Here is a 24,882-nt window from a genome sequence, read left to right as displayed (position 1 = left end):
TGTTTTTATACGTCTCTTTTTAATGTTTTAATAGTCATATACCAACATATAATTAAGGTAAATTATGAAAAAACTAATAACAGGGTTACTGCTTGCAAGTAGCTTTTTAGCATCTGCTGCACAAACAGAATTCACGCCAAAACAGCTAAAGCAAGTTGAGCAATTAAAAGAAAACATTAGCAAAAGTAATTTAAGCTTTAATATTCTTGAGTCGCTTACAACAGAAATTGGTCCTCGCCTACCGGGTAGTAAAAATGATGCATTAGCGGTGGCTTGGGCTCAAGCTAAGTTTAAAGAGCTTGGCTTTGATAAAGTATGGATAGAAAAAGCAACATTCCCTAAATGGCAACGTTTTAGTGAAAGCGGAAAAATTCTCACCCCCAGTGAGCAACCGCTTCATTTAACAGCATTAGGTAATAGTGTGAGTACTCCAAAAGAAGGAATTACTGCTGCGGTCGTATTATTTGAAACCCTTGATGAACTCATTGCAGCACCAAAAGACAGCTTAAAAGGTAAGATTGCTTATATTAATTATAAAATGAACCGTCATATCGATGGCAACGGTTATGGTCCCGCAGTAAAAGCTCGCTCAAACGGGGCTGTAGAAGCAGCAAAAAAAGGCGCCATAGCATACATGATGCGCTCAGTGAGTACCGCTCACCACCGATTTGCTCATACCGGAGGGAGTCATTATCAGGCGGGTGTAAAAAAAATACCTAACGTGACAATCGCTAACCCAGATGCAGATCAAATCGCACGCTTAGTCGCGCTTAATAAAAACGTTACCGTCAATATTAATGTGCAAACTAAAAATTATGGTGAAGGCACAAGTTACAACGTAATCGGCCAATTTAACGGTAGCGAAAACCCAGAACAATATGTATTGATTGGGGGTCACTTAGATTCATGGGATTTAGGCACAGGCGCACTCGATGATGGCGCGGGTGTTGCCCTAACCATGGCAGCAGCAAAACATATTAGTGACATAAAACGCCCTAAGCGTAGCATCCGTGTGGTGTTATTTGCAGCCGAAGAGCTTGGCCTTTGGGGAGCAAAAGCTTACTTTAAACAACATGAAACTGAGTTAGATAAAATTGTTGCCGCCGCTGAATCTGATTTTGGTGCTGATGTGGTATATGGTTTTGAGTCGAATGTAAATGCAGCATCATTACCGGTCGTTAGAGCAATAGCAAAACAACTCGCATCGTTAAATGTACAGTATATTGGTAAAAATAGTGCTAAAGGAGGTCCGGATCTTATTCCGTTAAAAAATACCACAAACGCACCTATTTTTGAGCTTCATCAAGATGGTACTGATTACTTTGATTATCACCATACTGCCGATGATACTCTTGATAAGGTAAACCCTGACAAGTTACGCCAAAACACAGCAAGCTATGCCGTTTTTGCATTAATGGCAGCCGACGCAAAAACCACGATAAAAGCAAAACCAACGCAGTAAAAAATATCGACATACTTACTTACAGTTTGTTGCTTTAAATAACACCTATCTTAATTTACCTTATTAATAACTAAATTAAGGTAGGTGTCACTATGTTACTGTTTAACGTTAGCCAATCAATGGCAAACTTTTCATGTGTCCGAGAGTGCCCACATTGCCAACACAATACCTACCACTTAGTTAATCAAAGCCGCTTTTTGCGTTTTATAATTTTACCTATCATCCCACTAAAATTACGTTATCTTTTTGAATGCTATCAATGTGGACAATCCGAGCGAACATCACTAATAAAACAGCCTTTTTTAGAGCTTATAAGCTTACCTAAATATGTTATTGGCCTTATTTTTAGTGTGCTGCTTGCGCTTTATGGTTACCAACAATACATTGAAAATCTACAATTACAGCAAAGCTATGTTGATAACCCCAAAGCATATGATACTTATTTAATTGTTGCTGATAAATTTACTGGGGAGGCGTGGACACTTACTAACTTAAAAGTGGCTCAAGTTATAAAGTTTAATAAAGATACCATTACTTTTCAGGTGAGTAATTACAGTTACAAACGTAATAATGGGATCACGATGGCAATGCGCACCAGTTTACTGGTTCAATCGGGTTACTTTTCTCACTCTCACCTCACCCTGCCACGAAAACAAGTACATACATTATATAATCAAGGGGTTATTTACGAGGTATTAAGGCCAAAGGCTTATAGCTTGTATGGTGGCTTTGTTATGTTTCCACCCAAACCAAAGCCTTTATACCAAGGGCTTAAACTTGATGATAATAATCAACAAGGGGTTAATTATTATAAAGCAGGCTTATATATCCAAGCAGCTAAAAGCTTTACTTTAGCTGCAGAGTCGGGTTCTCAGTGGGGACAACTTAACTTAGCGCAAATGTATCGAGATGGACAAGGCGTTGCTAAAAATAATAAAACTGCATTATTTTGGTATAAAAAATCGATGGCGCAAGGCAATAAAAAAGCACGCCACGAATTAGCTCTACTATGTAAAGAAAGTACCGATTGTAAATAAAAATGGCCAGCAAAAGCTGGCCATATATTTATCTCAATCTATTTTAAAATGTCATATGTTGCTCTAAGAAACTAAGCACTTTTTTATAATAACTCGCTCTGTGCTCCGAGTTATAAAAACCGTGTCCTTCATCCTCTAAAAGCATATATTCATATGGATGCGTCTGTTTTTTTAATGCTTTAATTAAAGACTCTGCTTGTTCTATAGGTGCCCTTTCATCTTGCCCACCATGAACGATTAAAACAGGTGCTTTTAACTTATCAATATTATAACTAGGTGAAAATGCCTTTAATTGCTGTTCATCCGTGCCTAAAACTTGTGTTAGGTAGCGCTGCCCGCTATCTCGATCAGCTACATCACCTACTTTAAACATAAGTGGTAAATCATAAATACCTATAACCCCTATAGCACACTTAAACATATCAGGTTCAATAATTGAACTTTGCAATGCAGAGTAACCACCAAAGCTAGCCCCCATAATACACATATTATCTTTATTTACAGTCCCTTGTGCAATTAAGTGTTTTACACCATCAATAATATCAAATTGAATTTCGCTGCCCCATTTCAAATGCCCAGCATGTTCAAAGTTACGACCAAAGCCGCCAGAACCTCTAAAATTAACCTTCAGCACTGCGATACCACGACTTGCTAATACTTGGGCATCAGAATCAAATCCCCACCAATCACGTGGACCGTGAGGGCCACCATGTGGCATAACCACTAATGGTAAATTCTTTTCTTGTGCATTATTTGGGATAGTTAAATAGCCATGTATGGTTAACCCATCTCTCGCTTTAAAGTTAATTGGTTTTGTTATAGCCATCTGTTCGGGGTTTAACCAACTTCGCGATGAAAATAAAAAATTTAGCTTATTATTTAACGCATTAAATAAATAGTAGCTTCCTGGGTTACTATCACTCGAGCTATAAATAACGCTCATATTACCATCTAACGTACTACTCACTAATTGCACCTGATTACCTTGCAATACTTGTAATAGTGCTTTTAATCTATCACTTTTATGTGATTCTCCATCAATAAAAGCGTAAGTTGGGTACCCCAGTTCACTTTCTATTGCAAACAACTCTTTTGAGACTTCATCTACCCATACTCTTTTAGGTGAAACACCTGGCTCTTTATGAATAAGATCAAATGCTTTGGTTGTTAGGTTCAGTTTATATAAACCTTCTTCTTCACCACTTAAAGATGCAGTGATAAATACCGATTCACCAGTACTATCAAATGCTCTTAAATTCACATTACTTAAAGCTAAATCACCTAAATTAAGTTCGACCCACTGCCCGCCAGACAGCTCTTTTGTGTAAATACTCGATTTAATATAATCATCTGTAGATACAGCAACACGAACATTGCCTTCGTGGTCAGTTAAAAAACGAGCCATTCTTGTTGGAGAGCGGGTAATTCTTTTTCTTTTCCCTGAATAAACGTCAACTTTATAAACGTCAGTATGAGGCTCATTTGCAGCTGTCCAAGGATAGGTAACGATTAACATTTTTCGATCATCATTGATTAATGGATCTAGAATATATGATGTGCCATTTAGTGGTGTTGCTTTTTTGATTCGGCTCCCCGTTTGCATTTCGCCTTGATAGCCGACTAAATATTTACTCTGACTACCATCTGCATTCACACCAAACAGCTCGCCACGATACTCAGGGTGATCTTGCCAACCTTTTAAGTACTCTTTGGCTAACACAATACGCTTATTATTTACCCATGAATATCCACCCACCTGTGCATTTCCAGGAAAACTGACTGTATGATGCACAGTAAATTTTTGTGCATCTAAAATCATAAGTACATTTTTACCTTCTGGTTTTGCTATGACCGCTAGGTACTTTCCATCAGGTGATATTTTTACTGATACAAACTCAGCTCCTTTACTAAAGCTATCGATAGGAACCAATGTATTTATTGCAAAACTCTTGCAACATACCAACAATAGTACTAAAAAAAGCACGATCACCTTTTTATTATTCATAAAATTTCCCTTTATTTACCATTTTTATAACAAACAGATAGTAACAAAAAAAAATCTATAAAAAACATTACACAAGCATACTGTTTACAATAGTTAACATTATTTTTTCATTGTTTTTTGCCAACCTAGATGTATTAAGACTATGCATAAGCCAGCAAGCATACCTGATATGCCATCAAACAAAAGAGGCGCTAATGTCTGGCCAATTGCACCTAATAACTCTTGGGAAAAATTAACAAAGCTAATTTGTAAATGATGTAGAAACTCAAGACCATGAGTAAGTATGCCTCCTCCGACTAAAAACATCGCTACTGTACCGGCAAAAGCTAAAAACTGCATTAACCGCGGGGCTGTGGCTAATAACCCTTTCCCTAGGAATTCTTTAAATTTATTCGCATTTAGCTTCGACTGATTTAATAAATAAACTCCTGCATCATCGAGCTTAACAATAACTGCCACAAGCCCATAAACCCCGACAGTCATTAATATTGCAATAACACATAATACTAATGCTTGATTTATTAAACTGGCCCCAGCAACCGTACCTAAAGTAATTACAATTATTTCGGCCGATAAAATAAAGTCTGTACGAACGGCCCCTTTAATTTTTTGTTGTTCGAACTTAACGAGATCTTGCTGACTTTTTTGTTCGTCAGATTCTTCTTGCTCATGAGGTAAAAACTTAGCAAAGACTTTTTCTGCCCCTTCAAAACATAAAAACAGCCCCCCCATTATTAATAACGGAGTGATCAACCAAGGCATCCACACACTGATCATTAATGCAGCAGGTACTAATAAAGCTTTATTTAACAATGACCCTTTAGCTACAGCCCATACCACAGGTAACTCTCTATCTGCCGCGACTCCTGTTACTTGCTGTGCATTTAATGCTAAATCATCGCCTAAAACCCCCGCGGTTTTTTTAGTGGCCACTTTACTCATTGCAGCAATATCATCAAGTAATGTTGTTATGTCATCTAAGAGGGTTAAAAGGTTAGTACCAGCCATGATGCTTCCTAGCTAAAAAAATTTAATGCCCCCAACATAACGTAAAGTTATATTTTAACCAAAGGTTAATTTAACTTAAGGTATGCTCACACCATGTATTTTAATAGGTAAGCACGATGACTAAGTTACTAACGCTACTTCTTACTTTATTAGCATTAATAGGGTGCGAACAATCCAGCATTAAGCAAAGTTACCTATGTGATGGAACAATTAAAATAACAACACTTATAAAAAACAATACTTTATCACTAATCATGCATAATAAAACATATTATTTAACGAGAGAGAGAAGCGCATCAGGAGAAAAGTTTACAAATAAACAGATATTATTTTGGCAAAAAGGCAATGAATCTATGCTCATAAAAGCGGGTAATAAATATCATTGTGGATTAATAAAATCACCATAAAAAACACTTTATTAAAACAAATGCTACAATTAATAAACACACACATTTATTAATGTCATTATGCGTTCAATAGCTATTAAACATAAAATAATTATCGCGTTTACCACAATTGGCTTACTCATGCTTGTTAGTTGTGCCTTTTTTTATTGGTCTTTAATACAAATTAAAGGCACCAATACTAAAATAGAAACACTTGCTGTACCGGTACAACAGTTTAGTAAAGACTTACAACTGTCACTGTTATTTATTACTAAGTTCAATGCCGTTGCTTTTAGCCAAACAGATCTGACCCCGTTAAAACATAGCCAAGATCAATCACAAATAGAACAAAAAAACTTTATAACCATGCTGCATTCATTAAATACCGAGCTCGGTTCCCAATCAGCTATGAAAGCAATTTTACAAAAGGTTAAAAGTGATTTTACTTCCCTAAGCCAAACCAGTGAGTCTTTGTTTTCAGAAAAAACATCTATCCATTTTGCCAATAAAAAAGCGACTGAGCTATTAATTATATTTAATGAGCAACTTAAATCACTGAGTAACGCATTACTTGATATAGAGCTACTCGAAGTAAATCCGAATCAGCAAAGGCAACTCGATGCATTATTCGGTACAGCCACCCGAATAGACGATTTATTATTTACCTTAGAAAATAATACGAAAAGCATAAAACAGCTAAAAACCAGTGAGGAAGTGGCAGAGCACCAACAAGAAACCCGCTTTTTACTCGACAATATTAAATCTAACTTTACTTACCTTAAACAACAAGGTCATGCACTTAAAGCATTTAATGCACAGCAACTTAGCGATCAATTTACTCAATTAAGTGGGTTGTTAAATAACAACACTGGCATTTATGCACATTATAAAAACGCACTTAAAAACACTCAACTAGCCCAACAAAACTTTAATTTATTTCAACAACAATTCGCTGCAATAGAGCTGCAATTAATAGAGCTAAGTAAGCTTGCCGATCAACGCTTTGTCATATTGCAAAACAATGCAAAGTCAGCCATAGCGACAGGCTCTCGTTCAGTATTTATTATTGCTATTATTATGATTGCTTTTGCTACAACAATATCGTTCTTTACTGTGCGATCAATGATAAAGCCATTAAATGCACTCAACCGAGATTTAGCACGGATTGCGTCGGGTGATTTTTCACAGCGAAGAAAGCCCCACAATAATGATGAATTTGGTACCGTGTTAAAAAATATAAATACACTGAGTGATGACTTATCACAGCTGATAAAAGTGATCAGTAATGATGCCCATTCATTAGATAGTTCAGCAGTAAAAACCAATGAAAAAAGCCATCAAATGATGACTATTGCGCAGCAACAAGTTAGTAAAATAGACGATGCCAGCACAATTTCGGATAATATGCTTAGTAATGCAAAAGAAGTATCAAACCAGGCTGATAGTACATCAACAGAAATCACTAACGCCTCTGTGCTAGCAAATGATGTGAATGATATTGCCAATTTAAATAGCGAACGTATTAAAGACTTATTACAACGACTCGACACAGCCGTTAATAGCACAGAAGAATTGGCGCAATTTACCCAACAAATTGGCGCAATTGTAGATACAATCAGTAGTATTGCAGAACAAACGAATCTACTAGCACTTAATGCAGCCATTGAAGCAGCAAGAGCAGGTGAAAACGGCAGAGGTTTTGCTGTTGTTGCCGATGAAGTTCGTTCATTAGCCGGGAGAACACAAAACTCGACTAACGAAATAAATGCCATGATCCAAACTCTACAACAGCATACGCAAGCGACACAAAATCAAATAAACGACGGACAACATCCCGCACAAAGCTGTGTCGATAATAGTACTGAGCTCACACACGCTGTCGAAAAGATTAAAGAAGCCCTCCTTTGCGTCAATAAAATGAGTCAACATATAGCCAACGTTTCGCATCAGCAGCTGAACAATAGTAGCGATATACAAGGAATCATGACGAACCTAACAACACAAGCATCTTCAAACGCCAAAAACGCCTGTGCGTTAGCGGAACAAAGTGAAGATGTAAACCAGCTTGCTCACTCACTAAAAAGCTCAGTAGAGAACTTTAAGTTTTAATGACTTGCTGGGCAGTAACTGGGTATAATGAAGGCATATTTAAGCTTTAAAGTAGCCGAAAATGAAATATACAGACCTTCGCGATTTTATCGATTTACTAGAGAAACAAGGCGAGCTTAAGCGCATTAGCCAAGAAATCGATACCTATTTAGAAATGACAGAAATTGCCGACCGCACGCTCCGTGCTGAAGGCCCTGCGCTACTATTTGAAAACCCAAAAGGCTTTGATATGCCGGTGCTAGCTAACTTATTTGGCACCCCCAAACGCGTAGCAATGGGAATGGGACAAAAAGATGTAAGCGAACTGCGTGAAGTAGGTAAGTTGCTCGCCTTTTTAAAAGAACCTGAGCCTCCAAAGGGCATAAAAGAAGCCTTAGGCCAACTGCCTGTATATAAGCAAGTACTTAATATGCCTGCTAAAGAAGTAAAAAAAGCTCCCTGCCAACAGGTTGTTTTGCAAGGCGATGATGTAGATTTAACAAAACTCCCCATTCAACATTGCTGGCCAGGCGATGCCGCGCCATTAATTACTTGGGGTTTAACTATTACCAAAGGGCCTTACAAAAAGCGTCAAAATTTAGGTATTTATCGTCAACAACTCTTAGGTAAAAATAAAATTATTATGCGCTGGCTATCGCATCGTGGCGGGGCACTTGATTTTCAAGAATGGTGTAAAGAGCATCCAGGTGAACCCTACCCGGTATCGGTTGCACTTGGTGCAGATCCCGCCACCATATTGGGAGCGGTTACACCGGTACCAGATACATTAAGTGAATATGCCTTTGCAGGGTTATTACGTGGTAGCAAAACACAGGTTGTGAAGTCTATATCTAACGATTTACAGGTTCCGGCCACGGCCGAAATTGTGTTAGAGGGTCATATCATGCCTGGTGAAATGGCACCCGAAGGCCCTTATGGTGATCACACAGGTTATTATAACGAAGTTGATGAATTTCCTGTTATGACAGTCACTCATATCACACAGCGTAAAGATCCAATCTATCACAGCACGTTTACCGGTCGTCCACCTGACGAACCCGCAATACTTGGTGTGGCATTAAACGAAGTATTTGTACCTATATTACAAAAACAATTTCCTGAAATTGAAGATTTTTATTTACCTCCTGAAGGGTGTTCGTATCGCATGGCCGTTGTTACCATGAAAAAACAATATCCCGGACATGCCAAGCGGGTCATGATGGGAGTATGGTCATTTTTACGTCAGTTTATGTACACTAAATTTGTAATTGTATGCGATGACGATATCAATGCCCGCGATTGGAATGATGTGATCTGGGCAATAACCACACGCATGGACCCTGCTCGCGACACTACTTTAATAGAAAACACTCCGATTGATTACCTCGACTTTGCCTCGCCAGTTTCGGGATTAGGCTCAAAAATGGGAATGGATGCAACCAATAAATGGCCTGGTGAAACTGACCGTGAATGGGGTGAACCTATCGTAATGGATAAAGCGGTAAAAGATCGTGTAGATGAAATTTGGCAAAGTCTCGATATTCTATAAATTGAGTAATTAACACACTGTAAACTCATCTTGCAGATATGCTAGAATCGAGCTATTCGAGTGCGTATCTGCAAAAGTGCAGCTAAAAAGGTAAAACATGCAAACATTACATGCTGAAGTTGTTGCTATCAGCCCGCTTACTGAATTTGTTCATAAAGTGATTTTAAAACCGATTGAAAGTGTTACATTTGAAGCCGGACAATACTTACAAGTCGTCCTAGGCGAAAAAGATAAACGTGCATTTTCGATTGCAAGTCGCCCCTCTCAATGTGATGAACTTGAACTACATATTGGCGCATCAGCAGCGGATTCATACGCTATGCAAACGCTTGAACATTTACGCAGCGCACACCAAAACGGTGAAAAAGTAACGATTGAAACCGGCTTAGGTATTTCTCAACTTCGTCTGCAATGCCAGCGCCCTATTATATTATTAGCAGGCGGCACTGGTTTTTCTTATGCTAAGTCTATGGCTGATCATTTAAGTGAAATAAACTGCGAACGCCCAGTCCTTTTTTATTGGGGTGTACGTGATGAATCGGCTTTATATGCGCATAACGAAATGCAAACATGGGCAAACAGCCATGAAAATTTTCAATTTGTTCCTGTAGTAGAAAACCCTACAGATACATGGCAAGGAAAAACGGGCTTTGTGCACAAAGCAGTGATGACAGATATTGCATCGCTAGCACCTTATGATATTTACATGGCTGGACGTTTTGACATGATAGGTATTGTACGTGATGACTTTATTGCTCATGGCGCTATTCGCGAAAATATGTACGCCGATGCATTTGCCTTTATAAAATAAAAGTCGCTTCAACAGTAACCAGGTTAACATTAAACTGGTTACTCACATTCTCAACTCTCATTTATGATTTCCTAAGCGCCTTTAAATAAGAGCATTAACATAGGTCATAACCCCACATAAATAATGTACCTAACACACTCTAAAACACTGCAATAACGCTCTTTTTCCATACAGCTTACTATAGGTTATTTACGCCCTTGCGAATAAAATGTGGTTTTTACTATTGATAGAAATAACTTTAACCTTATTCTTAATAGATATTACCTATCGTTATTATCAATATAAACAATTTCCTAAATCAATATAATTAACCCATACTTTGTTTAGACATTCAGCGGGAGAGACCCACATGCTAAACACAAAAGTAAAAGACTTTATGCAACGTAAGTTGCCAACCATTACTCCAGAAACAGAAATGACCGTGGCCATTACTGAATTACAAAAGTTTGATTTAATTGGTGCACCGGTATTTAATGAAGATAAATGCTTGGTCGGATTTATTTCTGAGCAAGAGTTATTGCAACCTTTAATGCAAAATAGTTATTTTTGTGAAGGGGTAGTGAAAGTTAAGCAACTAATGCAAACTGACGTTGTAACGGTAAGTAGTGACACCAATATTATAGAATTAGCAGAGAATATGAAAACCAACAAACCCAAAAACTACCCTGTCGTTGATGGCACAAAAGTAGTGGGTTTAATTAATCGTAGTGATATTTTAAAAGCGCTATTTGAGCACTATCTTAGCTGCCAATCTCATTCATAATATGAAAAGCCCATAACCTGTTTTTTGTTGATATAAAGCACGCTTTGCGTGCTTTATTATTTAACGAGCAGCCGCGGTTTCCTTTAATTGCTGCTTGTCTGTTTCACTTAAATAGGCTATTTCTAAAGCATTTTTCTGTGCTAATTCAATTTCGCTAGCTGATAACCCAGCAGCAGGTGCCGCTACGGTATATTCATGCGCTATTTCAATACCTTCAACCGCAGGGTCATCGGTATTTATACACGCTAAAATGCCATGTTCTAAAAAGCGTTTAAGTGGGTGGTTTACTAAATTATCAACAGTACTTGTTTGAATATTACTGGTTAAACACGACTCAATACCAATGCGGTTATCGCGTAAGTAGTCCATAAGTGCAGGGTCTTCAATGGCTTTTACCCCGTGACCAATTCTGCTGGCGCCTAACTCATTAATCGCTTGCCAAATACTTTGCGCCCCGAGTGCCTCGCCGGCATGAATCGTTGCGGCTAAGTACGCATCACGTACTTGCTTAAAGTGCTCAACAAATAACGGTCCTGGGAACCCGACCTCATTACCTGCTAAATCAACAGCCACTAAATCGTTTTTAAATGCTAATAAAGCATCAAGCTCTTGCTGACATACTTTAACACCATAAGTGCGCGATAAAATCCCTATCAGGTTTGCTTTCACTTTACTGTCTTTGGTGGCACTTCGAATACCATCAACCACAGCTTCTACAACACCTTGAGGATGCAGTCCCTGGCTTTGTGCCATGTAATAAGGACTAAAACGCAGCTCCACATAATCTAATCCTTGAGCTTGTGCATCTTCAATATTTTCGATTGCTATGCGTCTACATGCATCGTAATCGCCTAGCACTGCCACGCCCCAATCGAGCTTTTGTAAAAAAGCCATTAAATCGGGTTCAGGGTCAATTACTTGTACATGCTTAATTAAGTCTTCAACATTATTAGCAGGTAATTCAATATTAAACTGACGCCCTAAATCTAAAATAGTTTGCGCACGAACGTTACCATCAAGGTGACGATGTATATCTAACAAAGGGAGCTTTTTATTGATCATTTTTGTTCTCAGTTAGTTAATTTGAGCGCATAAAACGCAGATACAGTGATTAGAGTCTAATACGTTTAAAATTAAATTTAGCGGTCATATGTCTGCTTTTCTTCTGATAAATAGGACCAAAGTGTTTTAAATAAGATATTTGCCTCTATTGGCTTAGTTATATAGCAATTCATACCGCAAGCTAATGCTTTATCAATGTCTTCATCATGGGCATTTGCCGATAAGCCAATAATTATTAAATCTGTAAAACCAAGTTCATTTCTGATTACTTTTGTCGCTTGTAAACCATCCATATTCGGCATTTGAATATCCATTAATACAGCATCATAATTTTCTGTCGTTAATTTTTTTATTGCTTCAGCCCCATCACTAGCAATATCTGGAACACACTGTTTTGTTTTCAAAATTGCACTGGCGACATGCTGGTTTAATGGATTGTCTTCTACTAATAAAACTTTATACTGCGCAAAAGATATATTACTAATATCAATATCTTGGTGAGGTATACCTGCAAACTCAGCAGGTGGTAATGGAGAATCCATAGGAATACTAAATGTAAATGTAGCGCCCTCTCCTTTGCGGCTAGTTACTTCAATGGTGCCGCCCATTAATTCAACCAACTTTTTACAAATACTTAAACCTAGGCCCGTTCCGCCAAATTGACGAGATGTTGAACTATCTTCTTGTGAAAAAGGTTGAAACAACTTATTTTGTACTTTTTTATCTATACCAATCCCCGTATCTGCCACACTAAACCAAGTCATTTTGTCTTCTTGCCACACTTTTAATGTAATACTGCCGGTATTGGTAAACTTTATAGCATTATTGAGTAAGTTAAGGAGTATCTGCTTCAACCGAATTGGATCGGTATCAATTAAAGTACCTGGTTGGGTGTCATTCTTAATATCAAAAGACAAGGATTTAATATCTATTTCAAATTGAGTTAAACTCGAAACCTCAGTCATTAAATGGGTTAAATTGATGGGCTCTTGTATTAAGTCTAATTTTCCTGCTTCCATCTTAGAAAAGTCGAGTACGTCGTTAAGCACTCTGAGCAATACACTTAATGCGCCATCAGCTTGCTCAATATAATGTTTAGCTTGTTGCCAATTATTTTGTTGTAAAGCTAAATAATGCAACCCCTTAATCCCGTTTATAGGGGTGCGCACCTCGTGACTCATATTCGCTAAAAACTGGCTTTTAATTTTACTCGCTTGATCAGATTTTTGTTTTTCTAAGCGTAAATTATGTGTTTGCTTAGCTACTTGTTCTCTAATTCTTATATTTGTACTGGTTACTGAAATTAAAAACGTAATTAATAACCACACAAATAACATACCTGCAATCTGTGCAATCCAGAAAATAAACCACGATACTTGAGTTAATGGCTCATATAGCTCAATTTTCCAGACACGCTTACCTAAAGAAAGTTTATCGCTTTTTAAGTGGGTTTTACCTTCTGTACTGGTTTTATAAATTGTACGAGTATGATCACTGTCGGTTACATCGTAAATGCTGACGGTTATATTTGTATTTTCATTTAAACGTAAGAAATTTGCTAATTTATTGGCGCTAACAACAGCAACTGTAAATCCTTTAAACTCACGCCCCGCTGGCGAACGTCTAAATACAGGGCGTAAAAATAGTACCCCTACTTCACCCATTTTTTGCACTAATGTTATCGGCTCACTTAACACCAACTCATTTAACGATTTTGCTTTTAATAAGGCATCTCGTCTTGTCAAATTCGATGCTAAATCAAACCCGAGTGCATTTTCATTCCCTTCTAGCGGGTGAACATAGTAAACCGGAAAGTAAAAGTCTCTTTTCGTTACAGCTTGCCAATCACCACTCGTATTTTTTTCTTTCACATAAAACTTATTCGGCTCTTCAATGCCTTGCAATTGCTTTATGTCATTTAAACCTTGTGCAGTAATATAAGGAACCCATTCAAAGGCAATAATCTCTTTACTATAATTAAGCTGTGTAGCCGTAAATTGCTTAAATTCTTGATAGCTTACTCCCTCACTACTTTCAAAAAAGCTCGTTAATAACGCTAAATGAGTTTGGATTTCTTTTATTTTATTAATAACATTTACGTGTGCATTGAGTGCTTTAGCTTCTTTTTTTTGCAAGTCCTTTTCTTTTTTTATGCTCGACACTCCATAAAAACTAACACTAATAATTAAATAAATAACTAATGAGGGAATAATTACCTGCACTCGGTGTCGCATTTTTTTATATTTAAAAGCCGCTAACATTAATGTAGTAAAGATTAATACACCGATACTGTCACCAATCCACCAAGCAAAGAAGTTGTCAAAAGCGGCTTCTATCGGGATAACATTATTTGCGACTAATAAACAGCTTCCAACCAATGCGCTAATGACACAACAAAGCGGGCCTGCGACTAATAAACTTTGTATGCTGTGCTTTAATGAGGAGAGGTTTAAAGGTGATTTAATCACGTTAATGATAAGATAAGCGCCCAACCAAGCTTGTAATGTGGCCGCAAGCGCAACGCCTAATGCTTGAAAAAAAGTAGGCCAATAAAAAATATCGGCAGCGGCCTCTAAGTGAAGGAAGTTTGTAACAAAAGCGCCAATTAAGACACCCAAAATAGCATGCCTTCCCCACAATAACATTCCTCCTAATGCAATCCCTGAAGGAGGCCACGATGCGACTGCATAGCCATCAATTGCAAGTAATTCAATACTACTGAAACCCGTAATGAAATAGCTGCAGGATAAACAAAGTGTGAGTAGTATGTGCTTTTTCAACCTTGTACTCCTGCATGAAATGAAGTGTTACTTATTGTATAAAATGAGTGCTTTCTCGGGTTGCGAGCTTTGTTTATAGCTAAGTGTTGCTTGCTGTATATAGCGCTCTTTATTATCGCTATTTAATGCCTTATCAAACACCCTTGCAGCTAAGTCATAATCACCTTGTGCATTCGCTAGACAAGCTAATGAAAGTAATAACGCTGTATTGCTATCATCTTTTTTTAAGCTCTCTTGTAGGCACATATATAACTTAGTGGCTTCACCACTGGGGATACTAATTAATAATGTAGCCAGTTGTTTATATTGCTGTTGTTTAAATAGCTTAATGAGTGCGGGTTCTATTTCAGCAATTAACCCTGCATTAATCATAGTTTGCCAGTAAGCGGTTTCGGCCAACGGTTGTAATTTTTTTGGTAAAGCACGAAATTTAGTAGTTTTATCTAGGCTATCAATACTTGAAAAATATTGTGTAAATATCGCGTCCCACTGATTTTCAACAAATACCTTTTTTCGTACTAAGCGAGGTAATAATGCGTCTAATTTATCCCAATGCTGTTGTTGAACTAATACCTCACTGTATAGCTTTAGCTCTAACACACTGGCTTTTTTATGTTCGGCTAAAACCTTCAATTGCGGTTCTATCATGCCACTTTCGCCACTTGCTAACCACAGCTTAGCGACTTTCAATTGCTGTTTTGGCGATATCTCAGTTAGGTAACTTAATGCTTTTTCTACCTTTTGGTTAGCTAATGCAGCCTTTGCTAATAACGCTAATCTAATATCTTTATATTCGCTTGGCACACGACTATTCGCTAATACATGCTCTAAAGCTTCGTAGTCATCATTGATTGCACTATATAGTGCGTTTTCTATTGTGGCTTGCTTGCGTTCTTCACCTTTGGCAAAAAAGCGATGTTTAGACTTACTGTAAATAGACCACAAATATCGCCCTAATTTATATAATAAGTACATAAATATTAAGACAAGAATTACCGTGCCACAAAAGCCAATAATAGTCCCCTCTATAGTGGTATGATTAAACGAAATAAGTACATAGCCTTTCTCATCTAATATATACGGTGCCACGGCCATTACGAGCACTAACGCCACTATAAATAGTATTAAACCAATCATTTCATCCACTCCTTCACTTGCTCAGTACTTTGCAAGGTCACTTGTGGGTTAAAGTTAAGCGGTTCTTGTGATAATGCATCAAGTGATTTAATAACCGCCTGAGTCGTATTGTCATCTTTCTTAAAGTATTCGGCGACTAAACGCTTAGTTTGATCAATGGCATTAAAATAAATGCTGGCTTGCTTACTCATTAAAGCATCTTGCGCTTGAGTAATATAAAGCTTAATTCGCTGACTGATTAAATGACGCTGCTGATCAGTTAATAAAGGAGCAACGACTTCACCTTCATGGTGGCGAATAGTTAAAAAACTGTCTAAGATTTTCTGCCAACTGTTATCTAAATTTTGTTGCCAGTCCGCAATATCTTCACTAAGAGCGGTTTCATCTTCAAGTGTAGCTTCTTTAGGTAAATTTACCGCATTAAACACTAAGCGATCGATATTTTTTTGCACGCTATTTAACTCAAAATAAATCGCCTCAACAGGCACCGCTGCTATTGCATCTAACAATTGAATATCTTGACTGATCGCTTGGCGTAACTCTACTGTGCCTGGATATTCATTTAACAAACTGGTCAAACGCTTCAGTACTGCGCTCGCTCCTTGATAGTCTTTTTCAGCCCATAGTTTAAATTCAGCCATACGCTGTAAACTATTTACCTCCTGCGGGTTCAGTGCAGAGTCGAGCTGTTTTGCTTGCTGTAATGCAGCGGATAACTGCTGCTGAGTATGGAGTGAATTTTCGTTTAAGGCTTGCGTGACATTTTGCTCACTTTCACTTAAAGCACGTTGTAATTTAATTTGTGCAGCTTTTAATTCTGTTACTTCTTGCGCTAACTGTTGATTCGTTTCACTTAGGTTATTTAATACTAGGTTTTGTGTTTTACCTGCTTGCAACTTTTGATAAAACTCAAATCCGACTCCAGAGGCAACAATTAACGAAATTAATAACGCTAAGGTGGCAACTTTGCTTACTTTTTGATTTTTACTCTCAGTCATATTATTAGCCTTTGGTGACTTCTTATTTGGTACTGTTTTTTCTGTTTGAGGAGCTGATGAAGAAGTAGGTGAACGGGTAGTATCTGCTTTAGTGGTCGCTGTGACCGGTGTATTTATTTTCGGTGTATTGTGTTTATCATTCATATTACAACCTTGCGCCTTAATACAGTTAAACATCGCATTATCGCTTGCACCTGCTGCAACAAAGATATTCGCTGAGCTTATATTTTGTTGTTGTAAAAATGCAGAAATTCGCTCACTGGCAACGTAAAATTGGCAGCTCGCTAACCATTGTCGTTGAGCCATACTTACATTATCAAAAATAGCATCAACGGCAGCATTACTGGTAATGACTATACCGTCAACTTGTTCACTTTTCCAGAGGTCCGTCCAGTTGGTATTTTCTGACTCAATAGCTTGGCGTTTATAAACGATTAAATTATTTAAAAAGGCACCACGGCGCTTTAATACTTTGCCGATTTCAGGGCGTCCCTTTTGCCCTTTTACTAATACAACGTTTGTTTGCTCAACACTATTTAATGACTTTAATGCGAGCAAACCTTCTGAGTCAAACTGCTTAGGCAAGGTGGCTTTTATACCAAAGTGTTCATAAATAGCATCTGCAGTTTGCTGGCCAACAGCATAAAATTGCGCGTTTGTATTCATATCGGGCTTAAGCTTTGCCAGTGCAGCAACGGCATCTTGCGAAATAAAAATAATTTTATCGGCGTTAATAAGTACACTTAGCTCACTGCTAGAGACACTGAGATGCGTTAATGTTAATACTGGGAACAAAGTAGCCTGATAACCTGCCTGCTCAAGTTGCTGCGCAAGGGCTATTCCTTTTCCTTCTGGGCGAGTTATCAGTATATGCGTCATTAAGCGTCTCTATAAACCTCTGCAAGTATCTTATCTGCACCTTGCAGTAATAATCGTTTAGCCAATTCAACACCTAGCTTTTCGGCATCATTTGTATGGCCCGACACTTCATCGCGCAAAATAGTACTACCATCAATGGCACCTACTAAACCGCGCAAATGCACTTGTTCATCATTAACAACAGCATAGGCTCCAATAGGCACTTGGCAGCCCCCTTCTAAATGACGGTTCATTGCTCTTTCAGCATTGACACGAATACGCGTTTCATTGTGCTCAAGTGGTGCTAATAATGCTTTGGTTGCTTCATCATCAATGCGGCACTCAATCCCCACCGCTCCCTGACCATTAGCAGGTAATGACGTTTCAGGTGCAATAAACTCACGAATACGATCGTGCATTTTTAAACGAATAAGTCCTGCCGCAGCTAAAATAATGGCATCGTATTGACCATCATCTAATTTGGCTAAACGGGTATTTACATTACCGCGCAAATCTTTAATTTCCAAATCTGGACGTAAAGCCCTAATTTGACACTGGCGACGTAAACTCGATGTTCCTACAACCGCACCTTTAGGCAGAGCTGATAAGCTAGCAAATGAATTTGATACCAATGCATCGCGTGGGTCTTCTCGCTCGCAAATAGTATGCAAAGCAAGGCCTTGTGGAAAATCAACAGGTACATCTTTCATTGAATGTACTGCAATATCAGCACGGCCATCAAGCATGGCTTGTTCAAGCTCTTTTACAAATAACCCTTTACCACCAATTTTGGCTAAAGGGGTATCTAAAATAATATCGCCTTGGGTCGTCATTGGCACCAACTCTACAGTGACATCACTGTGGAAGTGTTCAAGTTGTGCTTTTACAAATTCTGCCTGCCATAAAGCTAAAGCACTTTTACGCGTAGCGATACGGACTAATTTAGTTTTTTCGGTCATACTTTTTCCAATAATATATTTTTAATTTAGCGTGTGTTTAATCAGCTAATATTCTAAATTCTTTTTGTGCTATCAAATTACCCATTTCGTCTATTACATCAACTCGCCAATGCCCAAGCTGAGAAGCCATAATGTGTTTTTTCGAAAACGTACGATAACGGGGAGTCGTTATATTTAAGGGGATTTCGGCAACCACGTTACCCTCATATTGCCATAGGTGTTTAATTTTTTGGCCTTGCATATTTTTGAGTTCACTAAAAAAGGACAGCGAATCATCAAACTGCTTTAATCGTATGTCTGCAGAAAATACATTGGTTGGCTCTCGGTTAGATACGCTTCGGGTTAATACCGCACGACTCACTTTATTCGTATCAATTTTAGCCCCTAATGCCACACTTGCAATATGCGCTGTGCCTGAAAATAAATCTGATGCCGTTTCTGTGTTCGATGCATCTTCAGCCGGTGCTGACTCTTGTTTTTGTTCCTGTACTTCTTCTTGAGAAGGGGCTACTTGAGCAGTCACTTGTGCTATTTCGGGCTCACTTAACTCTAATGTAGGTTCATCATTAAGGGTGGCCGGCTCAACATGGGTTGTCTTTTGTGTCGCTACCTCACCAACCATTAACGCGGCATCGGGTGTGTCGTACGATAACTCAACCAACTCAATATCATCCTGCTCGGGCTTTTCTACCAAGGTGGTGTCATCTAATACCACAAGCTCAGTCCCGCGTGATGATACAGGCTCAATGTTATTTAAAGTTAGTGCTTCAACTTGAGGGCTTTGCTCCGCACTCACCGACATACTTAGGCCATAAAAAACAGCAGCCGAGGTCATTAAAACAAACATAATAACACTAATAATTCTATGCCAATGCCATTGATAGCTTACTGCTTTGCTATTCAATGTTGCCTCTTTTATAACATTGGCTTTAATAACTATTTTCTGATTCATATGACCTCGCGGTTAAAAACTAGCTTAAGCGGGTAACTAGCCACTGGGCAATTGCTTGTAGCTCTTGCATGCACACTTGGTGCGCCATTGGGTAGTCTTGCCAACTTACTTCCATGTTGTGCGTGCTTAACACATCAAAAGCATGCTTACCTGCTTCAAAAGGGACTACATTATCTTGACGGCCATGTGCCATAAAAATATTTAGATCACGCTGAACCGCTTCATTTGCAAGCTTTTCAGGTACACACATGTAAGTCGACAAAGCCATTACTCCAGCCAACTTGTGCTTATACCTAGGTGCTAAGTGTAACGAAATAACGCCACCTTGCGAAAAACCAGCGAGTATAATTTTATTGGCAGGAATACCGCTTTCAACTTCCTGATCAATTAGCTGCTCGACTAAATAAGCCGACTCTCTCACCCCTTGCTCATCCGCTCTCTTATCTAAATCCAATGATTTGATATCGTACCAAGAGCGCATCTCCATCCCACCATTTATAGTGACCGGTTGTACTGGCGCATGAGGAAATATAAATTTTACACCCAGCTCGGCCGGCAAACCTAATTGACTTGCAACAGGTAAAAAGCCATCGCCTGAGTCACCTAAGCCATGTAACCAAATAACCGTTGCTTTATGCTCACCTTGTGCAGGGTATTGAACAAACTCTAAGCTCATAGTGACGACTGCCATTGTATTGTTTGACCTGCTTGGCGTGTAGAAGCTTCGTTAATAAATGCCCAAAATTCAGCACCTGAACGATTATCTATCCATTTATCGTCACGTAATTCAAAATGATGACCATTAAATTTTGTAGCTACCCACACTTGATGTAAAGGCGCTTGTTTATTAATAACAATTTTACTTTTATCGGGAAAAATAATTTCTAAAATACCTTGTGCTGATTCATAGTCTAAATCGGCATCTAACTCATCAACTTGCTCTTCTATAGTAAACATAAGTGCTTCAGCTAATTGGTGATATTCGTGATCAGTCATTATTAATTTCCTTTACGGCAATAGGGTCAATTTATAAGCAGCTAGTGTAACAGGAATAAAATCATCCGCGAATAGCTGCATTTTTTAGATATTCTGTTACTCTGCGATTATAAAGCCAGCAACACTATTAATCTAATGAAAGCGACATATAAGTTACAATTAAAACAACTATTAGCAAGTACCCTACTATTAACAATGCTAGTTGGCTGTGGCCAAAGTGGTCCACTGTATTTACCAGATGAAAATCCGCGCGTAAATAAACTCAATACACAGAGCATCACGCAACAACAAAAAACACCTACTATAAGTCAACAGCAGGAGCAATAAGTGGACTTTTTTAATTACAAAAACAACCAGCTTTTTGCTGAAGATGTAGCGGTTACAGCACTTGCGCAACATTATGGTACACCTTGTTATGTATACTCTCGTGCCACCTTTGAGCGTCATTACTTAGCCTTTGCCAATGCCACTAAAAATCATAAAAGTTTGGTATGTTATGCCGTAAAAGCGAACTCTAATATTGCAGTATTAAATATATTAGCGCGATTAGGTGCTGGCTTTGACATTGTTTCTAAAGGAGAGCTTGCTCGGGTAATAAAAGCCGGTGGCGATGCCAGTAAAGTGGTGTTTTCTGGGGTAGCTAAAACTGCCGACGAAATAGCATATGCTTTAAAGTTAGGAATTAAGTGCTTTAATGTAGAATCGGCTTGCGAACTTGAACGAATTTCGCAAGTAGCCACAGACCTTAATCTAATCGCTCCAATTTCGATTCGTGTTAACCCTGATATCGACGCTAAAACTCACCCTTATATTTCTACTGGATTAAAAGAGAATAAATTTGGTATTGGAATTCAAAATGCACTGGCCGTTTACCAACAAGCCGCGGCATTACCTGGGCTTAAAATCACAGGGGTCGATTGTCATATCGGCTCACAGCTCACCGAAACAACACCTTTTTTAGCGGCTTTAGATAAACTGCTTGCCTTAATTGATGATTTAAAAGAAATAGGCATTGAATTGAATCACTTAGATATTGGCGGCGGTTTAGGTGTTCCCTATAACGATGAAAAACCACCGCATCCAAGTGAATATGCTGAGCAAGTAACGGCACAATTGGGTAATTACCGCCATTTAGAGCTTATTTTCGAACCCGGTAGAGCAATTGCAGCCAATGCGGGGATTTTAGTCACACAAGTCGAGTTTATAAAACAAAATCAAGATAAGTATTTTGCTATTGTTGATGCTGGTATGAACGATATGCTACGCCCTTCTTTATACCAAGCTTGGCAAAATATTATTGCGGTATCGCCACGTAATGACGACACCCCCCTTCATAATTTTGATATTGTTGGCCCGGTCTGTGAAACAGGTGACTTTTTAGGTAAAGACCGTACGCTTGCGCTTAAGCAAGGTGATTTATTAGCTCAACGCAGTGCTGGAGCGTATGGTTTTACAATGAGCTCTAATTACAATTCACGGCCTCGTGTAGCTGAGATAATGGTCGATGGAGAACACCATCATCTAATTCGTGAACGCGAAACCATTGAAAGCTTATATCAAGGTGAAAAACTTTTACCATAAACGTTTTTGCTACTCTCTCGCTCTGTGGCATGATTAGCGCAGAGCAAAATCGAATAAGAGCGCTATGTTAGTTAATTTCTCAAAAATGCACGGCTTAGGTAATGACTTTGTAGTCATTGATAACATTACACAAAATGTTTTTTTGTCACGCGATCAAATCAAAAAATTAGCCGACCGAAATTTTGGTATTGGCTTTGATCAGCTATTAATGGTGGAAGCGCCATACTCTCCCGATCTCGACTTTCACTATCGTATTTTTAATGCCGATGGCACCGAAGTGGAACAATGTGGTAATGGTGCACGATGTTTTGCACGTTTTGTGCGTATGAAAGGGCTGACAAACAAACATAAAATTTCAGTTTCTACAAAATCGGGAAATTTAACGCTTTATATTGAAAAAGATGGCCAAGTAACCGTTAATATGGGACACCCAAATTTTGAGCCTAGCAAAGTACCGCTCAAAGCCACCAAACGTGAACTAACTTATATTATACGTACTGGCGAGCACACCGTTTTTACTGGTGCCGTATCAATGGGCAACCCTCACTGTGTACTTGAAGTAGACGATATTGCCAGTGCCAAAGTCAATGAGCTAGGCCCGTTACTTGAAACTCATGAACGCTTTCCTCAGCGCGCTAACATTGGTTTTATGCAAGTTATTTCGCCGGCGCATATCAAACTCAGAGTATGGGAACGTGGCGTTAGTGAAACACTTGCCTGTGGCACTGGCGCATGTGCAGCAATGGTTATAGGCCACATGCAAAAGAAATTAAGTACCACAGTACAAGTTGATTTACCCGGTGGGCGTTTAGAGATTCGTTGGAGTGGTGAAGGTCACCCGGTCAGAATGACGGGGCCTGCAGAGCATGTATTTGATGGCCAAGTTGCTTTATGAATGAGCTAACACCACAACAAGTAGCTGAATTTCTGCAGCAACACCCTGATTTTTTAGTTCAACGACCTGCATTACTCGCTGAACTTGAACTGCAGCAACAGGCAAAAGGTGCAACGTCGTTAGTGCATATTCAACAACGCCAATTGCGCGAGCACAATACGGCTTTAAAAAATAAAATAGAGCAATTAACACAGCATGCAGCACAAAATGAGTTGATATATCGTTTATTTAGCCAATGCCATAAGCAACTATCAACACACAGCGACTTTAACGCGCTAGCCAGTAGTTTAAGCCAGGTTATATGCAGTAACTCAGGTATTGATGAATGCCAGTTAGTTAAGTATTCAACTAAATTTGATAAATTGATAAACCACCGCTTGAGTAATTCAAGTTATTATCTTGGACGTATGAATAGCGATGAACATGCGTTATTTTTTCAACCAACAACCCGCTCTTGTGCTGTGTTTTTAATTGGTGAAAAAACAAAGCCAGTGGCATTTTTAGCCCTTGGTAGCCATAACGAAAATCACTTTGACCCTGCGCAAGATACTTTATTTGCGATGGATTTTGTTCACTCATTAGCGCTACGTTTACAGGCACTCGCATGAGTGATGAACCCGCGCCAAGTATTTCACAATTAAGCGAAAATTGGCGCACACCGATCACCTTATTTAGCGACTACCTGCGTTTTGAAAAACAATATTCAGTACACACGGTAAATCAATATGTGAGCCAACTTAATTTTGCCGCATTATATTTTAGCCAACTATGTGATGACTGGTTTGTTGTACAAGCAGAGCAAATTAGACGATACAGTATGGCATTACGCGCCAATCAACTTAGTGGGCGGACAATTAGTTTAAAGCTCAGCTGTATACGTAGTTTGTATAAGTTTTTAAAAGCCAAAAACATTGCCGAATCAAGTCAGTATCATAACCCTGCACAAGATATTAAAGGCCCTAAATTTGCTAAGCCCTTGCCCAGAAATCTCGATGTCGATCAGATGGCAAAGCTACTTGAAATAACCGATGACAGTCCTCTTGCTATTCGAGACAAAGCAATTATGGAGTTAATGTACTCATCAGGATTAAGGGTTAGCGAGTTAGTTGGTGCAAACTTACAGGATGTAAATGCACATTCAGGTGAAATTCGAGTAACAGGTAAAGGAAATAAAGAGCGATTAATCCCTGTAGGCAACAAAGCGCTTGTGGCTTTACAAGCGTGGTTAAAAATACGCCCCATGTTTTCCCTCAATGAAGAACCGGCGCTTTTTTTAAGCAGTAAAAAAAACCGTATTTCTATACGCCAAGTTCGGTTGCGAATGAAAGAGTGGGGTGAAAAACAAGGTATTAGCTCTCAGGTTCACCCACATAAGTTACGCCATTCATTTGCATCACATATATTAGAATCATCTGGTGATTTACGAGCCGTTCAAGAGCTACTTGGCCATAGTAGTTTATCAGCGACACAAGTATACACCCACTTAGATTTTCAGCATTTAGCCAAAGTGTACGACAACACTCATCCGCGCGCTAAAAAACATACCGATTAGGAA

At 38.6% G+C, this 24,882-nt stretch carries 22 protein-coding genes; 12 read left to right on the top strand and 10 right to left on the bottom strand.

The window, feature by feature from the left end:
- Positions 1 to 64: 64 nt before the first annotated feature.
- Together J8L70_RS12765 and J8L70_RS12760 are read left to right on the top strand one after the other, a co-directional pair.
- A complete protein-coding gene (locus J8L70_RS12765; protein ID WP_211055978.1) occupies positions 65 to 1,462 on the top strand; it encodes a M20/M25/M40 family metallo-hydrolase in 1,398 nt (465 codons plus the stop codon).
- Between the two features lie 92 nt (positions 1,463 to 1,554).
- Positions 1,555 to 2,499 carry a tetratricopeptide repeat protein gene (locus tag J8L70_RS12760; RefSeq protein ID WP_211055977.1) on the top strand — a complete coding sequence of 315 codons (945 nt, stop codon included), beginning with the start codon at positions 1,555 to 1,557 and terminating at the stop codon, positions 2,497 to 2,499.
- Between the two features lie 43 nt (positions 2,500 to 2,542).
- On the opposite strand, the gene J8L70_RS12755 is transcribed toward J8L70_RS12760, so the two are convergent.
- Entirely contained in the window at positions 2,543 to 4,504 is a 1,962-nt protein-coding gene (locus tag J8L70_RS12755; protein ID WP_211055976.1) for a S9 family peptidase, read from the bottom strand.
- Between the two features lie 99 nt (positions 4,505 to 4,603).
- Positions 4,604 to 5,512: a DUF808 domain-containing protein gene (locus J8L70_RS12750; protein WP_211055975.1), complete on the bottom strand. Its 909-nt coding sequence runs from the start codon at positions 5,510 to 5,512 to the stop codon at positions 4,604 to 4,606.
- A gap of 116 nt (positions 5,513 to 5,628) precedes the next feature.
- Between J8L70_RS12750 and J8L70_RS12745 the strand changes: the two genes are divergently transcribed.
- From J8L70_RS12745 to J8L70_RS12725, 5 genes are all read left to right on the top strand, one after another.
- A complete protein-coding gene (locus J8L70_RS12745; protein ID WP_211055974.1) occupies positions 5,629 to 5,919 on the top strand; it encodes an MliC family protein in 291 nt (96 codons plus the stop codon).
- 60 nt (positions 5,920 to 5,979) lie between these two features.
- Positions 5,980 to 8,007 carry a methyl-accepting chemotaxis protein gene (locus J8L70_RS12740; protein WP_211055973.1) on the top strand — a complete coding sequence of 676 codons (2,028 nt, stop codon included), beginning with the start codon at positions 5,980 to 5,982 and terminating at the stop codon, positions 8,005 to 8,007.
- Positions 8,008 to 8,068: 61 nt separating this feature from the next.
- Positions 8,069 to 9,535, top strand: a complete 1,467-nt coding sequence (gene ubiD, locus J8L70_RS12735; protein ID WP_211055972.1) for a 4-hydroxy-3-polyprenylbenzoate decarboxylase — start codon at positions 8,069 to 8,071, stop codon at positions 9,533 to 9,535.
- Between the two features lie 97 nt (positions 9,536 to 9,632).
- Positions 9,633 to 10,346 (top strand): NAD(P)H-flavin reductase, encoded by a 714-nt coding sequence (fre, locus tag J8L70_RS12730; protein WP_211055971.1) that lies wholly within the window; start codon positions 9,633 to 9,635, stop codon positions 10,344 to 10,346.
- A gap of 349 nt (positions 10,347 to 10,695) precedes the next feature.
- Positions 10,696 to 11,109: a CBS domain-containing protein gene (locus tag J8L70_RS12725; protein ID WP_211055970.1), complete on the top strand. Its 414-nt coding sequence runs from the start codon at positions 10,696 to 10,698 to the stop codon at positions 11,107 to 11,109.
- Between the two features lie 60 nt (positions 11,110 to 11,169).
- On the opposite strand, the gene add is transcribed toward J8L70_RS12725, so the two are convergent.
- From add to cyaY, 8 genes are all read right to left on the bottom strand, one after another.
- Positions 11,170 to 12,171, bottom strand: coding sequence for an adenosine deaminase (gene add / locus J8L70_RS12720; protein WP_211055969.1), 1,002 nt, complete (start codon positions 12,169 to 12,171; stop codon positions 11,170 to 11,172).
- A gap of 77 nt (positions 12,172 to 12,248) precedes the next feature.
- A complete protein-coding gene (locus tag J8L70_RS12715; RefSeq protein ID WP_211055968.1) occupies positions 12,249 to 14,951 on the bottom strand; it encodes an ATP-binding protein in 2,703 nt (900 codons plus the stop codon).
- A gap of 27 nt (positions 14,952 to 14,978) precedes the next feature.
- Complete coding sequence (locus J8L70_RS12710; RefSeq protein ID WP_211055967.1) at positions 14,979 to 16,088, bottom strand: heme biosynthesis HemY N-terminal domain-containing protein; 1,110 nt, start codon at positions 16,086 to 16,088, stop codon at positions 14,979 to 14,981.
- Positions 16,085 to 17,965: a uroporphyrinogen-III synthase gene (locus tag J8L70_RS12705; protein WP_211055966.1), complete on the bottom strand. Its 1,881-nt coding sequence runs from the start codon at positions 17,963 to 17,965 to the stop codon at positions 16,085 to 16,087. Before J8L70_RS12705 ends, J8L70_RS12710 begins: the two co-directional genes overlap by 4 nt.
- Positions 17,965 to 18,903, bottom strand: a complete 939-nt coding sequence (gene hemC, locus J8L70_RS12700) for a hydroxymethylbilane synthase (RefSeq protein WP_211055965.1) — start codon at positions 18,901 to 18,903, stop codon at positions 17,965 to 17,967. The genes J8L70_RS12705 and hemC overlap by 1 nt, the downstream gene beginning before the upstream one ends.
- Before the next feature lie 37 nt (positions 18,904 to 18,940).
- Positions 18,941 to 19,855 carry a DUF2914 domain-containing protein gene (locus J8L70_RS12695; protein WP_211055964.1) on the bottom strand — a complete coding sequence of 305 codons (915 nt, stop codon included), beginning with the start codon at positions 19,853 to 19,855 and terminating at the stop codon, positions 18,941 to 18,943.
- 19 nt (positions 19,856 to 19,874) lie between these two features.
- Positions 19,875 to 20,531, bottom strand: a complete 657-nt coding sequence (locus tag J8L70_RS12690; RefSeq protein WP_211055989.1) for a carboxylesterase — start codon at positions 20,529 to 20,531, stop codon at positions 19,875 to 19,877.
- The gene (gene cyaY, locus J8L70_RS12685) at positions 20,528 to 20,851 is read right to left on the bottom strand and encodes an iron donor protein CyaY (RefSeq protein WP_211055963.1); all 324 of its coding nucleotides are present in this window, start codon (positions 20,849 to 20,851) and stop codon (positions 20,528 to 20,530) included. Before cyaY ends, J8L70_RS12690 begins: the two co-directional genes overlap by 4 nt.
- Positions 20,852 to 20,986: 135 nt before the next feature.
- Between cyaY and J8L70_RS12680 the strand changes: the two genes are divergently transcribed.
- The 5 genes from J8L70_RS12680 (at position 20,987) to J8L70_RS12660 (ending at position 24,879) form a co-directional block, all read left to right on the top strand.
- Positions 20,987 to 21,178 carry a lipoprotein gene (locus tag J8L70_RS12680; protein ID WP_211055962.1) on the top strand — a complete coding sequence of 64 codons (192 nt, stop codon included), beginning with the start codon at positions 20,987 to 20,989 and terminating at the stop codon, positions 21,176 to 21,178.
- On the top strand, positions 21,179 to 22,432 hold the full coding sequence (gene lysA / locus J8L70_RS12675; protein ID WP_211055961.1) for a diaminopimelate decarboxylase: 1,254 nt from the start codon (positions 21,179 to 21,181) through the stop codon (positions 22,430 to 22,432).
- Between the two features lie 64 nt (positions 22,433 to 22,496).
- A complete protein-coding gene (gene dapF / locus J8L70_RS12670) occupies positions 22,497 to 23,327 on the top strand; it encodes a diaminopimelate epimerase (RefSeq protein ID WP_211055960.1) in 831 nt (276 codons plus the stop codon).
- Complete coding sequence (locus tag J8L70_RS12665; protein WP_211055959.1) at positions 23,324 to 23,935, top strand: DUF484 family protein; 612 nt, start codon at positions 23,324 to 23,326, stop codon at positions 23,933 to 23,935. The genes dapF and J8L70_RS12665 overlap by 4 nt, the downstream gene beginning before the upstream one ends.
- A complete protein-coding gene (locus J8L70_RS12660) occupies positions 23,932 to 24,879 on the top strand; it encodes a tyrosine recombinase XerC (protein WP_211055958.1) in 948 nt (315 codons plus the stop codon). The genes J8L70_RS12665 and J8L70_RS12660 overlap by 4 nt, the downstream gene beginning before the upstream one ends.
- The last annotated feature ends 3 nt before the right edge of the window (positions 24,880 to 24,882 follow it).

Origin of the sequence: Pseudoalteromonas sp. MMG010, assembly GCF_018100905.1 — a bacterium.
GTDB lineage: Bacteria > Pseudomonadota > Gammaproteobacteria > Enterobacterales > Alteromonadaceae > Pseudoalteromonas.
The sequence above is the reverse complement of the archived record's forward strand: the minus strand, read 5'-3'. Positions and strand labels throughout refer to the sequence as shown.

Bases quoted from the DNA above. Each gene is read 5' to 3' on its own strand.
- J8L70_RS12765 (WP_211055978.1), top strand. From the start codon at position 65: ATGAAAAAACTAATAACAGGGTTACTGCTTGCAAGTAGCTTTTTAGCA.
- J8L70_RS12760 (WP_211055977.1), top strand. From the start codon at position 1,555: ATGTTACTGTTTAACGTTAGCCAATCAATGGCAAACTTTTCATGTGTC.
- J8L70_RS12755 (WP_211055976.1), bottom strand. From the start codon at position 4,504: ATGAATAATAAAAAGGTGATCGTGCTTTTTTTAGTACTATTGTTGGTA.
- J8L70_RS12750 (WP_211055975.1), bottom strand. From the start codon at position 5,512: ATGGCTGGTACTAACCTTTTAACCCTCTTAGATGACATAACAACATTA.
- J8L70_RS12745 (WP_211055974.1), top strand. From the start codon at position 5,629: ATGACTAAGTTACTAACGCTACTTCTTACTTTATTAGCATTAATAGGG.
- J8L70_RS12740 (WP_211055973.1), top strand. From the start codon at position 5,980: ATGCGTTCAATAGCTATTAAACATAAAATAATTATCGCGTTTACCACA.
- ubiD (WP_211055972.1), top strand. From the start codon at position 8,069: ATGAAATATACAGACCTTCGCGATTTTATCGATTTACTAGAGAAACAA.
- fre (WP_211055971.1), top strand. From the start codon at position 9,633: ATGCAAACATTACATGCTGAAGTTGTTGCTATCAGCCCGCTTACTGAA.
- J8L70_RS12725 (WP_211055970.1), top strand. From the start codon at position 10,696: ATGCTAAACACAAAAGTAAAAGACTTTATGCAACGTAAGTTGCCAACC.
- add (WP_211055969.1), bottom strand. From the start codon at position 12,171: ATGATCAATAAAAAGCTCCCTTTGTTAGATATACATCGTCACCTTGAT.
- J8L70_RS12710 (WP_211055967.1), bottom strand. From the start codon at position 16,088: ATGATTGGTTTAATACTATTTATAGTGGCGTTAGTGCTCGTAATGGCC.
- J8L70_RS12705 (WP_211055966.1), bottom strand. From the start codon at position 17,965: ATGACGCATATACTGATAACTCGCCCAGAAGGAAAAGGAATAGCCCTT.
- hemC (WP_211055965.1), bottom strand. From the start codon at position 18,903: ATGACCGAAAAAACTAAATTAGTCCGTATCGCTACGCGTAAAAGTGCT.
- J8L70_RS12695 (WP_211055964.1), bottom strand. From the start codon at position 19,855: ATGAATCAGAAAATAGTTATTAAAGCCAATGTTATAAAAGAGGCAACA.
- J8L70_RS12690 (WP_211055989.1), bottom strand. From the start codon at position 20,531: ATGAGCTTAGAGTTTGTTCAATACCCTGCACAAGGTGAGCATAAAGCA.
- cyaY (WP_211055963.1), bottom strand. From the start codon at position 20,851: ATGACTGATCACGAATATCACCAATTAGCTGAAGCACTTATGTTTACT.
- J8L70_RS12680 (WP_211055962.1), top strand. From the start codon at position 20,987: ATGAAAGCGACATATAAGTTACAATTAAAACAACTATTAGCAAGTACC.
- dapF (WP_211055960.1), top strand. From the start codon at position 22,497: ATGTTAGTTAATTTCTCAAAAATGCACGGCTTAGGTAATGACTTTGTA.
- J8L70_RS12665 (WP_211055959.1), top strand. From the start codon at position 23,324: ATGAATGAGCTAACACCACAACAAGTAGCTGAATTTCTGCAGCAACAC.
- J8L70_RS12660 (WP_211055958.1), top strand. From the start codon at position 23,932: ATGAGTGATGAACCCGCGCCAAGTATTTCACAATTAAGCGAAAATTGG.